The sequence below is a fragment of the Psychrobacter sp. 28M-43 genome (assembly GCF_014770435.1).
Taxonomy (GTDB): Bacteria; Pseudomonadota; Gammaproteobacteria; order Pseudomonadales; family Moraxellaceae; genus Psychrobacter.
The window spans coordinates 2,230,161-2,241,913 of record NZ_CP061739.1; the positions used below are offsets into that span (position 1 = coordinate 2,230,161).

An 11,753-nucleotide genomic window follows, 5' to 3' on the forward strand; every position below is an offset into this window, starting at 1 on the left:
GTTGGTAAGCGAGACACGATAATGAAAAAAGCCTCAAATGGACGCGCACCAAAGAATAACCGTAAGGCGAAAAGTGCGGCAGCGGGTGATGTGCGCATTATCGGTGGTCAGTTTAAGCGCCGTATTGTAAGTTTCATCGATGCAGATGGCCTGCGTCCGACCCCAGATCGCTTACGGGAGACTTTATTTAACTGGCTACTCGCTGACATTCATGATGCGCATGTACTTGATAGCTGTGCTGGTAGTGGCGTATTAGGATTTGAAGCGCTATCTCGCGGCGCTGCCCACACGACATTTATCGAAATCAATCCAGCACAAAGCAACATGCTACGTCAGAGTGCTGAGCAATTACGTCTTGAAGCTGCTGCTTATCAAATCATCACTGGCACTGCTGAGCAAGTATTGCGTCAAGAGCAGCTGACTGTGCGCCCCTTTGACATTGTATTTATCGATCCACCTTATGCTCAGGATTTATGGCAGCCTATTTTGACTGCGCTTATTACCTATACCTTAATCAATACTGAAACACTAATTTATTTAGAAGCTGATAAAGATTTGTCAGCACAGCTTAAGCAATTGGAAGCGTCGCTAAATGAGAATTTAGCCCCCCAATCAAGCGCCACTCAGCAACCAATCGCTTTTGAATGCTTGAAACAAACCAAAGTCGGACAAGTTGTCGCTGGACTTTATCGTCTATCATCGTCATAATTGTCGGGTTAATGAAAGCCGTTAACGTATTTTACAAATGTTTAGAACCGCTAAAAACTGGCCGACGCTGCAGTTTAATGTATATAAGGCGAAAATAAACCCCAATGCAGCTTGCAAGCGTAGGCGCTACTGCTTATAATGTGCAGTCTGTTTTTTGAGAGCCCCGTTCCCAGCTAAACTCTCAACGAATTCTAATTTTAAGGTTTTATCATGAAAACACTTAGTGCAAAACCAGCTGAAGTGACCCATGACTGGTATGTCGTAGATGCTGACGGCAAAACCCTTGGTCGCTTAGCCACTCAAATCGCAACTCGCTTACGTGGCAAGCACAAGCCTTCTTTTACTCCGCACGTTGATACTGGTGACTTTATTGTTGTTATCAATGCTGACAAAATCACGGTAACGGGTAAAAAAGCACAAGACAAAAAGTACTATCGTCACAGTGGCTACCCAGGTGGTATTAAAGAAACCAACTTCAATAAGTTGCTTGCACATAAGCCTGAAGATGTTCTACACAAAGCAGTTAAGGGTATGCTTCCAAAGGGCCCTCTTGGCTATGCGATGATCAAGAAGCTGAAACTTTATGCGGGTACTGATCATCCACATACTGCACAGCAACCTAAAGAACTAGACATCTAAGGATATACTTATGGAACGCAATTACGGAACTGGTCGCCGCAAGACGTCTACTGCTCGTGTATTTTTATCAAAAGGTACTGGTAGTATCGTTGTTAACGGTAAGCCACTTGACGAATACTTCAGCCGTGAAACTTCACGCATGGTTGTACGTCAACCATTAGAACTACTAGACTCTGTTAACGCATATGACTTATATGTAACTGTTGCAGGCGGTGGTATTAGTGGTCAAGCTGGCGCAATCCGCCACGGCATCACACGTGCATTAATCGAAGCTGACGAAACTTTGAAGCCTGCCCTAAAAGCAGCTGGTTTTGTTACTCGTGATTCACGTCAAGTTGAACGTAAGAAACTGGGTCTACGTAAAGCACGTAAACGTCCACAGTTCTCAAAACGTTAATCAAAACTCTCTCTTATCTTTTTGCTGCTGTTGTCTTTTTCTCAGAGCTTCAGTAGCAAAGTTAAATAAGAGTCTGGTTTTGCAAAACCTTATAAGCTGGTCACAGCTTATAAGGTTTTTTTATGCCTACTGATAGCGTGTTGATTATCTGATTGTCTTCATCAAACCAGCTTTGTTTTATGGTGATAATTAACCTGAGTACTTTGTTTCGACACTACAAAGTAGATCGTCTGTAGAAATTCTAACTTGCAAAGCATTGAACGCTACCCCATCATATCAGTAACTTTTTATTATTAGCCATGATGCCTCAAACCGTGCTGCAGAAGGATATTATGAAAGCGCCAGAACAATTTGACCCTAGCAAGCCATCTGCCAATAGCAGCGTGCCGCCTAGCATGAAACAGTCGGCTAAGTCGCCTGCGATACCGGCTGGCACACCGACGATTACTCAAAATCATAAGCGTACAGCGCAAGCAGATAACAAGCCATTTCAGTGGCAGTTTTTATCACCAAAGAATTGGGGCATTTGGTTATTGTTTTTGATAATGCTACCAATGATATATCTGCCGTTACGCTGGCAGTTTTGGCTAGGTCGTAAGCTCGGTATATTGATTTATAAAGCTGCTGGCTCACGTAGACGCGATACGCTAATCAATCTGAAGTTGGCATTTCCAGAGAAGCCCGAAGCTGAACGTGAATTAATGGCCAAGCAAGTATTTGTCAATCAAGGCATTGGTGTGTTTGAAACGTTATGCGCTTGGTTCAGGCCAGATGTATTTACTAGAACTGTATCCATTTCGGGTTTACAGCATATTGTTAATGCGCAAAATGAGCAGCGACCAGTTATCCTGCTCGGTGCGCATTATACGATGCTAGATTTGGGTGGTCTCTTATGTGCGCAGTTTTTCCCTGTAGATTGTATGTATCGTACGCAAAACAATCCTTTATTAGACTGGTTTATTTATAATGGTCGTACCAATATATTTGGTAAGCAAATCTCTAGTCGTGATATGCGAAGCTTAGTTACCTCTATCAAAGCAGGACACGTCATTTGGTATTCTCCTGATCAAGATTATGGTCTCAAGCAAGGTGTCATGGCGCCATTCTTCGGTGTGCCAGCCGCGACGATTACTGCATCGCGTCGCATGGCGAAACTGGGTAGCAAAGCACAGCCGCCAGCTGTCATGGCACTGCATACTTATCGGCAAACACCTGACAATTTGCCGCGTGGTAAACGTCCCCATTATCATTTGACGATTACGCCAGAGTTAGATAACTACCCAAGTAAAGATGAAGTCGCTGATGCCACTCGGGTGAATGAAGTCTTAGAAGGACTCATTCGTATTGATCCTACACAGTGGATGTGGTTCCATCGCCGCTTCAAACATGGGCCAAACGGTCGTACTGATATCTATAAGTAAGCCTTTATTCCCAAAAATACTGGTGAAGTTTGCTATACTTTGCGGCTAATATTTTGCATTTTAGCTATGCACTGATAATAATTTGATAAACAAAATAACGGATTTTCCATGAGCAATAACAGTACTCCTGACAACCAAGCTTCTGATACTTCAACTGAAGCCAAGCGCATTCTGACTGGTATCAAACCGACTGGTATTCCGCACTTAGGTAACTATGTTGGCGCGATTCGTCCAGCGATTGAGTCTATTCAAAATAGTGATCATGAAGCGTTTTTCTTTTTAGCAGACTACCATGGCATCATCGGCTGCTATGACCCTGCTATCATTCATGAGTCGACTAGAGCCATTGCCGCTACGTGGATTGCTTGTGGTCTAGACCCAGAGCGCGTCACGTTCTATCGTCAGTCAGACGTGCCTGAGATTCCAGAACTTGCTTGGATTTTGAACTGTTCATGTGCCAAAGGTTTGATGAACCGCGCCCATGCCTATAAAGCAGCCGTTGATATCAATACAGAAAAAGCTGATGTCGATCCTGATCAAGGTGTCACCATGGGTCTGTTTGGTTATCCCGTACTAATGGCAGCTGATATCTTGATGTTTAATGCGACCCACGTGCCTGTTGGTCGTGACCAAGTGCAGCATATCGAGATGGCGCGTGATATCGCAGGTACTTTTAATCATCGTTATAAGTCGCTTTTCACGTTACCGTCCGCAGTCGTTGATAACGATATACCGCTGCTTACTGGGCTTGATGGCCGCAAGATGAGTAAGAGCTATAGCAATACGATTCCCCTCTTCGGTGAGCCAAATCCACAAGTCAGTCCTGAAAAACAAATGCATAAAGCCATCATGAAAATTGTGACTAACTCACAGCTACCTGATGAGCCAAAAGATCCAGATGACTCAGCTATCTTTGAGATTTATAAAGCATTTGCGACCGCTGAAGAGATTGCTGATATGCGTGCGCGTTATGCCGCTGGTATTGGCTGGGGTGACGCTAAGCAAGCCCTATTTGATAAGATTAATGACGAAATCGCGCCATTCCGTGCACGTTACGAAGAGCTGATGGCCAATCCAAAAGAGCTAGAAGAAATCTTGCAGATGGGTGCGGATAAAGCCCGTCGCCATAGTCGTAAGCAACTAGACAAAGCTCGCCGTGCTATTGGCATCCGTCCGCTTGCTAAGCTTAAATAATCGTTGCTGGAATAGTCATTTCAATGACGCAATTTATTATCAAAGCGAGTGCTAAACGTGCAAACTGAACCAAACACCAAACAGGCGGCTTTGTCTAAAGCCGCCTTATCTGCTATGGCTGATTCAATCTCTGAGCCTATAGAAAATCAGAGCGAGCTTGATGAGTCAATCAACCATGATATGTCGCTACGTATATATCAAACGCCTGTGCAGCATTTGCCAGAAGACCTGTATGTACCGCCGCAAGCATTTGCTATTTGGTTAGAGCAGTTTGCTGGTCCGTTGGATTTTCTGTTGTATTTGGTCAAAAAGAACAACGTCGATTTGACTCAGATGCCCATTCTGCCCATCACTGAGCAGTACTTAGCTTATATCGGTGAGTTGGATACCGAACACTTTGAGTTAGCGGGTGACTATCTGCTAATGGCATCAACGCTCATCGCTATCAAAACCGAACTGCTATTGCCTGCCCCTGATACCCCAACCGACGAGCGTGATCCAAAAGCAGAACTGATCGAACGCCTCGAAGAGTACGCGCAAATCAAAGTGGTCAGTCAGCGCCTAGACAATCTAGTACGCTTAGAACGCGATGTGTTTTTGGCCATGGTTAGTATGCCTGGTCAAGACGTTATGAATGCAGAACTGCCAAGCTACTCACCTAACTTACTGATTGATAGCTTATTTAAAATGCAGCTACAGCCTGACTATCAAATGCATACGATCAAAGTTGATGCAGTACCACTTGCCGATCGCATTGCTAGTATTAGTAGGCAATTAAGTACAGATGGGGCGCGCTCCTTTTATGAGCTACTGGATAAGGCACAAGGTAAAATAGGCGTGGTCGTGAGTTTCGTCGCCGTACTTGAGCTTATAAAGCGGCAGTTGGTTGGTGTGGTTAACATTGAGACAGATAGTGACATCGTCAACTCTGCTCCCAATGACGAACCGTCTGATGTGGATAGTGAGCCTACCGCACTTACGTTACAGTGGTTAGCCTAGCAGGCTCTAAGATTGTCTCCTAGCCCATTCTCTATCAAAATCACAATATTGAAATAAGAGCATACTTTAGATGGTAGATATTGAAGACTCAAAGCAACATGATGAGACCCTAGAACCAACAACTATGATTACATCTCCATCAGCTGAAGCGCAGCATGATTCTTTGGAAGAGTTGAGTAAACGTATCGAGGTGCTGTTGCATGCCTCAGAAGCACCGCTGACCGCTCACTCGTTAAAAAAACATTTGTCATTATCTACTAAAGAATTAAAGCAAACCTTAGAAGTGTTGCAACAACGCTTAGATACAGGTGTGCTTAGGCTACATGAGACAGCTAGCGGTTATCGTCTACAGATATCTGATGACTATAGCAGTCTAATCCAACGTACTTTTCCGCAGCGTCAGGAGCGCCTGAGCCAAGCTTTACTTGAAACCCTAAGTGTCATTGCATACAAGCAACCTGTGACACGCAGTGATATCGAGCATGTGCGCGGAGTGACATTATCGAGCAATATACTGCGCCAGCTGTTTGATAAAGGATGGATTGTGGAGAAAGGCTTTAAAGATACTCTAGGTCGTCCTGCATTGCTGCATACTACTGCGCAGTTTTTAGATGCGTTTGGATTAAGCCATCTGGATGAACTACCTCCTATGCCAGATATGGAAACCATACGAGCTATGTCTTAAATTTTCTGCTGAACAAACTATAGTTACTCACATAAAAAAGGACAGACCGCATAGGATCTGTCCTTTTTATTACGTTGCTAATTTTAAACTGATAATCAAAACCTAGCAATATATCTGTTAATTACTGATTAATCACATCAACACCCTTTGGCGGTGTAAATTTAAACTGACTGCTACCAATACTTGGATTCATTTTGATACCGCTAAATTTAATAGAGGTTGTTTGACCCAAAGTGTCATTCAATACCATCATGACAGGTTTGCCACCACTAAAGCTTATTGAAAGACTTTTAAAACTTGCATTGTCTGACTTGGGATAGAGCACATAGTAGTTTTTGTTGTCATATGGCTGAGTGATCTTAAAGTTTTGATCAATTTTGCTCGGATCACCCGATAGTAGCAAGGCTGGTGTATTACCAACTTGGCTGTCGACGTTTTGCTTAGTCGCTTGCTCTAAATCCTTGTCATAAACCCACATAGAATTACCATTAGCAACGATCAACTGCTCTGATGGTGACTTGGTTTCCCAGCGAAAGTTATTTGGACGTTGGACGCTCATGGAGCCTTTAAACGTACCACTACTCGCGCCTTTAGTCGTTTGACTAAAATTAGCCGTCATACTCTTGGTATTGGTCAGCAATTTGTTCAGACGTTTAGCAGCTGTTAGGTTGTCAGCAGGAGCTGCTGTGGCCGTTTGAGTCAATGCCATCATTGGCGCCGCGATACCTAGCGATGTCATTAATACACCTGCTAAAGCGCCACTCATCATCTTCTGTTTGGTTGATTTTTTCGTAGATAAGTTCATCATAAATCCTCTCTAAAAAAGCATAATCGCTTTAAAGTTGTCGCTAAAAATAAAATGTTCTATTGAAATTCTTGTTTTCTATAAATACTGATTTTACCAAGCTAAAACTGGTAACCATCAGCAATGGCAACAGTGTGCCAGTTTTTTTATTACGCGCCTAGTCATGATTTGCAATCTTTACTACGGCTGCCATACACGCTTGTAACCAATGCAGTTACACGGTAAAAGTTTGCATTTAGAACTCTTAGCCATAGTAATTACGCTAATAGTGGCCTTAAAAATATCGCTTAGAAGAATCATCATTATCTTACGGTACCCTATAAATGTAAAAAGCCCCTACTACCATAAGGCAGTAAGGGCTTTTTTAATTATCTGATCATTCTATCCAAAGAACAAAACGATCTAAATAGATAATTATGCGTTTTCAACCGTAACATAACGACGGTTAAATTTACCTTTGGTCGCAAACTTTACAACACCGTCATTCAGTGCAAATAAAGTATGGTCACGACCCATGCCAACGCCTTCGCCTGCGTGGAATTCTGTACCACGTTGACGAACGATGATGTTACCAGCTGTGATAGCTTGGCCACCAAAGATTTTTACGCCTAGCATTTTTGGGTTTGAATCACGACCGTTACGGCTCGAACCGGCAGCTTTTTTATGTGCCATGAGAAAATCTCCTTGTTAATTTGACTTATCGCTGATGCGATAACTCTTAAGCATTTAGTGCGCTATTTAGCAATAATTGCTAAATGGATAATTAGGCATTAATCGCTTTGATTTTTAACAAGGTGTACCATTGGCGGTGACCTTGTTCTTTGTGATAATGCTTACGACGGTTGTGCTTGATGATACGGATTTTTTCGCCGCGACCATGCTCAACAACTTCAACTTCTACGCTAGCGCCGTCAACAACAGGCTGACCGATTTTGACGTTATCGCCGTCAACAACCATCAACACGTCTTCAAATTTGATTGTTTCGCCTTTTTCTGCTTTTAGTAGTTCAACTTTAAGCAACTCATCGACGACTACACGGTGTTGTTTACCACCAGTTTTGATTACTGCGTACATTGTATGACTCCGTTTAACCCGTGTGCCGTGGCTGATGTTATACCAACGCTTTTACGACGAACACGACAGGGAAAAATTAAAGGCAAGATTTTACGGCTTTTTGCTCATAAAAGCAAGCCGCGCCTCTTGTTTTTGCAAGGTGGTTACACTAATGACCATCTCTCGTTTTGCTATAACGGCTGCTCATCAAGGAAAGTCGATAAACGACAATACGAATATAAACATGAGAAATAGTAAGGATAAGTGATAGATTAAGCCCAACAGCGGCCATTATAACTTATGCAATCAGTTACTTACAGCCTTTTATGAATCATTTATGTGACCAATAAGCTTAAAACGCGCTAGAGTATATATCTGTAAAACATAAGACATTTCTTATCGTTTTTATTCTATTCAATAGGCATAGTAAGCCCTGTATATCATATGCTTGACCTACTTGTGCTATATACTTTAACCAACAATTTAAGCAGATAGCTATGCTATCATAAGCGAAATAATACCTTACCTATAGATAGATAAAGTCAAGGTTATAAAAACTCTCTTTACTCTTATTAATATGACTATTTATTATGACTATTACCTCTTTAAGTAACACCGATTCCATTCCGCAATCAACCCCTAGCTATGCTGATATTCAAAGTATTGTAGCCAATGATTTTGAGGTGATGGACAAGCAAGTATTTGGTAGTCTCAACTCAAAAGTACAGCTCGTTATGAGCGTCTCTCAGCATGTGATCAATGCTGGTGGTAAGCGTATGCGCCCGCTGATTACGCTATTGTGTGCCCGTATGTTCGATGACAATCCTTCAGAAAAGGCCATGCACCTAGCAGCTATCACGGAAATGCTACATACCGCTACTCTAGTCCATGACGATGTGATCGACGAATCAGGACAGCGCCGTGGTAAGCCGACGGCAAACGCTACATGGGACAATGCCACTGCCGTATTGGTCGGTGACTATCTGATTGCTCGTGCCTTTAATCTCTTGGTTGGTTTTCAGAGCCTGCCACTGTTGCAAGTGTTCTCTGATGGGACTTGTGACATTGCCGAAGGCGAAGTGTTGCAGCTACAGCACCAGCATAACCCTGCCGCGACAGAAGAAGATTACTTACGCATTATCGATGGCAAAACTTCACGCCTGTTCATGATGGCGACCCAAGGTGCTGCTATCTTGCAAGATAAGACAGAATATATGACGGCATTGGGTGATTTCGGACAGCACTTTGGTAATGCTTTCCAAATTATCGATGATGTGCTCGACTATAGTGGCGATAGCGACGTAATGGGCAAAAACCTAGGCGACGACCTTGCCGAAGGCAAACCTACCCTACCGACTATCAAAGCACTCGAGCTACTCAAAGACAGCGACACTGAAGGCTATGAGCAGTTACGTATCGCCGTACAGACAGGTAAGACACCAAATGCTGAGCAGCTGATTGAGTTGGTACGTAGTTCTGGCTCATTGGCTTATTGTAAGCAGCGCGCATTGGAAGAAACCAAACTGGCGCAAGATGCACTGAGCACGCTACCAGACAACCGTTATCGTACAGGCTTATATCAATTGACTGAACTCGCTAGCGCCCGATTAGTATAATTAAAGCCGAGTCGTCTATGTTATTAACTAATTAAGACGACTCTTTTTTTGACAGAATTTTTTAGCATGGCTTTTTAGCAAATTTCTTTAGCAATTGATAAATAAAAAGCCCGTAAATTGGAAACTACCCTCTTAAAAACTAGCATGTCAGCCAAATCGTTACCTTTCTTTAAGTTTCATACATCCTTGCAGTACTATAATCGTATAAGGCTTTTTGGCAGTCGGTTAAAGTTTGACAATGCTTAGTAGAGACATACTGATAGTTATTTTTTATGACTGTAATTAGGGGTTGCTAAAATTGTCATTTTGTTGACAAAGTCGATTTTCTATCGTTTAAAAGCCTTAGTTACTATAGGGTTTTAGATTTATAACAAAAGTTTACAATATATTTTGATACTAGGTTGTGCATGGTTCTATTAGCTGTTAATAGAGACGACGCTTACTATGACGGTAATCTATTAATTCGTAAACTGTAATATTACTGCTTTTCGGTCCAGCTCATATCGCAAACTACTTGACTGTGGGGTTACCCCAATAGTTTATAATGACTCATTAAATTTATTAATCCATTCTGTGGTTTGCTTAAACAATTAATGCTAAATAATTCTTTCGATACTTAATCCATATCGATGTCAGATTTTCTATTAGTCATATTTCACTAACGGAATAATCTGAAATTGGAATAAATAATGCTAGCTTAGGCTATTTACTCTTTTCATTTAGCATTAGCAAGACCCTTGTATTCAGTACGCCAAACTTATTGATCGATTTTTATACTGTCACTATTTATATATATTGCCGAGGACATTGATGAAGCACTCTTATCTTGCGCTTGTAATAGCATCTGTACTATCTGGAGCTGTACTGGTTGGCTGTGACAACAACGAGGACGCCGCTGGTGAGCAAGCTGCACAGCAGCAAATGCCGCCTGCGGTTGTCAACGTTCAGACAGTCACTCTCGATACCGTCCCTCAAGTACAAACTTTTTCTGGTCGTACTGCAGCTTATCAAACTGCCGACGTCCGCCCCCAGGTCAACGGTGTGATTGACGAAGTACTATTCCGTGAAGGAAGCAACGTCAAAAAAGGTCAGCCACTGTATCGTATCAACACCGACAACTATGCCTCATCTGTAACGAGTGGCCAAGCCGCCGTACAGCAGTCACAAGCTAACTATCAGACTGCTGTGGCAAACAATGCCAATGCAAAAGCTGAGCTAGTCAGCCGTCAAGCGTCATTAGCACAAGCACAAAACGACTTACAACGTCTGCAAGGTCTGGTCAGTATTGATGCCATCTCAAAGCAGCAGTACGATCAAGCACAAACAGCCGTACGTACGGCACAAGCAGCTGTACAAAGTGCCGCCGCCGCTGTCGGTCAAACTCAAGCAGGTATTGAGAGCGCAAAAGCAGGCATTCAGACCGCAAAAGCAGGTTTAGAAGCCAGTACCTTAGATCTAAACCGTACAATCGTACGCGCACCGCTTACTGGCCGTACTGATCGCTCTAGCGTCACTGCTGGTACTCTAGTCAGTGCTGGTCAAGCAGATCCATTGGTAACTATTTCACGCTTAGACCCTATCTACGTTGATATCAGCCAGTCTTCTTCTGAGTTGCTAAAGCTTCGTCAGCAGATAGCAGATGGTACTGCTCAGCCAGGTATGAACTCAGTTGAATTGGTACTAGAAGATGGTTCTGTCTATCCAGTACGCGGTAAGCTTGCACTGTCTGAAGCCAAAGTTGACGAGTCAACAGGCGCTGTCACCTTGCGTGCTATTTTCCCAAACAGCAATAACATCCTGCTACCAGGTATGTATGTCACGGCACGTTTGACACAGAGTGTTATTACCAACGCAGCCCTTGTCCCGCAAAGTGCAGTCACTCGTACGCCGAAGAGTGAGACGCAAGTCTATATCGTTGACGAAAATAATAAAATCCAAGTACGTCCGGTCACCATTAATGGTACTTACGATGGACAATGGGTCGTTACTGAAGGCTTGAAAGCAGGTGACAAAGTGGTTGTGATTGGTGGTGCTAAGGTCAAGCCTGACCAAGAAGTGGTCGCTAAACCATTAGAAAGTGCAAATCCAGCACCAGCTGCACAAAGTGCGCCTAATACCAAAACGCCGCAGCAAGCCGCAAAAACGATGGATAAAAAGCCAGCTGGCGATGAGACTTCTACCAAAAAACCAACAGAAGCCGCTGCCAACTAATTCCATTCAAGACAGGAAGACTTA

12 protein-coding genes are annotated in these 11,753 nt (G+C 43.0%); 9 read left to right on the plus strand and 3 right to left on the minus strand.

What is annotated here, in order from left to right:
• The first annotated feature begins 21 nt into the window (after nucleotides 1-21).
• The 7 genes from rsmD to scpB all read left to right on the plus strand — a co-directional run bounded on the left by rsmD (nucleotide 22) and on the right by scpB (nucleotide 6,043).
• On the plus strand, nucleotides 22-708 hold the full coding sequence (gene rsmD, locus IEE84_RS09265) for a 16S rRNA (guanine(966)-N(2))-methyltransferase RsmD (protein WP_191113960.1): 687 nt from the start codon (nucleotides 22-24) through the stop codon (nucleotides 706-708).
• Between the two features lie 210 nt (nucleotides 709-918).
• Nucleotides 919-1,347, plus strand: coding sequence for a 50S ribosomal protein L13 (rplM, locus tag IEE84_RS09270; RefSeq protein ID WP_057761004.1), 429 nt, complete (start codon nucleotides 919-921; stop codon nucleotides 1,345-1,347).
• Between the two features lie 10 nt (nucleotides 1,348-1,357).
• Nucleotides 1,358-1,744 carry a 30S ribosomal protein S9 gene (gene rpsI / locus IEE84_RS09275; RefSeq protein WP_101206364.1) on the plus strand — a complete coding sequence of 129 codons (387 nt, stop codon included), beginning with the start codon at nucleotides 1,358-1,360 and terminating at the stop codon, nucleotides 1,742-1,744.
• A gap of 332 nt (nucleotides 1,745-2,076) precedes the next feature.
• On the plus strand, nucleotides 2,077-3,165 hold the full coding sequence (locus IEE84_RS09280; RefSeq protein ID WP_191113961.1) for an LpxL/LpxP family acyltransferase: 1,089 nt from the start codon (nucleotides 2,077-2,079) through the stop codon (nucleotides 3,163-3,165).
• A gap of 108 nt (nucleotides 3,166-3,273) precedes the next feature.
• The gene (locus IEE84_RS09285) at nucleotides 3,274-4,359 is read left to right on the plus strand and encodes a tryptophan--tRNA ligase (protein ID WP_191113962.1); all 1,086 of its coding nucleotides are present in this window, start codon (nucleotides 3,274-3,276) and stop codon (nucleotides 4,357-4,359) included.
• Between the two features lie 180 nt (nucleotides 4,360-4,539).
• On the plus strand, nucleotides 4,540-5,358 hold the full coding sequence (locus tag IEE84_RS09290; RefSeq protein WP_224738009.1) for a segregation and condensation protein A: 819 nt from the start codon (nucleotides 4,540-4,542) through the stop codon (nucleotides 5,356-5,358).
• Nucleotides 5,359-5,482: 124 nt separating this feature from the next.
• Nucleotides 5,483-6,043: an SMC-Scp complex subunit ScpB gene (scpB, locus tag IEE84_RS09295; RefSeq protein ID WP_191113963.1), complete on the plus strand. Its 561-nt coding sequence runs from the start codon at nucleotides 5,483-5,485 to the stop codon at nucleotides 6,041-6,043.
• Between the two features lie 121 nt (nucleotides 6,044-6,164).
• On the opposite strand, the gene lolA is transcribed toward scpB, so the two are convergent.
• The 3 genes from lolA to rplU all read right to left on the minus strand — a co-directional run bounded on the left by lolA (nucleotide 6,165) and on the right by rplU (nucleotide 7,923).
• The gene (lolA, locus tag IEE84_RS09300; RefSeq protein WP_191115445.1) at nucleotides 6,165-6,848 is read right to left on the minus strand and encodes an outer membrane lipoprotein periplasmic chaperone LolA; all 684 of its coding nucleotides are present in this window, start codon (nucleotides 6,846-6,848) and stop codon (nucleotides 6,165-6,167) included.
• A 414-nt stretch (nucleotides 6,849-7,262) separates the two neighbouring features.
• The gene (gene rpmA, locus IEE84_RS09305) at nucleotides 7,263-7,520 is read right to left on the minus strand and encodes a 50S ribosomal protein L27 (RefSeq protein ID WP_021813611.1); all 258 of its coding nucleotides are present in this window, start codon (nucleotides 7,518-7,520) and stop codon (nucleotides 7,263-7,265) included.
• Nucleotides 7,521-7,611: 91 nt separating this feature from the next.
• The gene (gene rplU, locus IEE84_RS09310; protein WP_057761012.1) at nucleotides 7,612-7,923 is read right to left on the minus strand and encodes a 50S ribosomal protein L21; all 312 of its coding nucleotides are present in this window, start codon (nucleotides 7,921-7,923) and stop codon (nucleotides 7,612-7,614) included.
• 569 nt (nucleotides 7,924-8,492) lie between these two features.
• Between rplU and IEE84_RS09315 the strand changes: the two genes are divergently transcribed.
• Together IEE84_RS09315 and IEE84_RS09320 are read left to right on the plus strand one after the other, a co-directional pair.
• A complete protein-coding gene (locus IEE84_RS09315; RefSeq protein WP_191113964.1) occupies nucleotides 8,493-9,518 on the plus strand; it encodes a polyprenyl synthetase family protein in 1,026 nt (341 codons plus the stop codon).
• 810 nt (nucleotides 9,519-10,328) lie between these two features.
• The gene (locus IEE84_RS09320; protein WP_102091000.1) at nucleotides 10,329-11,729 is read left to right on the plus strand and encodes an efflux RND transporter periplasmic adaptor subunit; all 1,401 of its coding nucleotides are present in this window, start codon (nucleotides 10,329-10,331) and stop codon (nucleotides 11,727-11,729) included.
• The last annotated feature ends 24 nt before the right edge of the window (nucleotides 11,730-11,753 follow it).

Excerpts from the sequence above, each read along its gene's own strand:
- scpB (WP_191113963.1), top strand. The coding sequence starts at position 5,483 with ATGATTACATCTCCATCAGCTGAAGCGCAGCATGATTCTTTGGAAGAG.
- rpsI (WP_101206364.1), top strand. The coding sequence starts at position 1,358 with ATGGAACGCAATTACGGAACTGGTCGCCGCAAGACGTCTACTGCTCGT.
- rplM (WP_057761004.1), top strand. The coding sequence starts at position 919 with ATGAAAACACTTAGTGCAAAACCAGCTGAAGTGACCCATGACTGGTAT.
- IEE84_RS09315 (WP_191113964.1), top strand. The coding sequence starts at position 8,493 with ATGACTATTACCTCTTTAAGTAACACCGATTCCATTCCGCAATCAACC.
- IEE84_RS09290 (WP_224738009.1), top strand. The coding sequence starts at position 4,540 with ATGTCGCTACGTATATATCAAACGCCTGTGCAGCATTTGCCAGAAGAC.
- IEE84_RS09280 (WP_191113961.1), top strand. The coding sequence starts at position 2,077 with ATGAAAGCGCCAGAACAATTTGACCCTAGCAAGCCATCTGCCAATAGC.
- IEE84_RS09285 (WP_191113962.1), top strand. The coding sequence starts at position 3,274 with ATGAGCAATAACAGTACTCCTGACAACCAAGCTTCTGATACTTCAACT.
- rsmD (WP_191113960.1), top strand. The coding sequence starts at position 22 with ATGAAAAAAGCCTCAAATGGACGCGCACCAAAGAATAACCGTAAGGCG.
- rpmA (WP_021813611.1), bottom strand. The coding sequence starts at position 7,520 with ATGGCACATAAAAAAGCTGCCGGTTCGAGCCGTAACGGTCGTGATTCA.
- rplU (WP_057761012.1), bottom strand. The coding sequence starts at position 7,923 with ATGTACGCAGTAATCAAAACTGGTGGTAAACAACACCGTGTAGTCGTC.
- IEE84_RS09320 (WP_102091000.1), top strand. The coding sequence starts at position 10,329 with ATGAAGCACTCTTATCTTGCGCTTGTAATAGCATCTGTACTATCTGGA.
- lolA (WP_191115445.1), bottom strand. The coding sequence starts at position 6,848 with ATGAACTTATCTACGAAAAAATCAACCAAACAGAAGATGATGAGTGGC.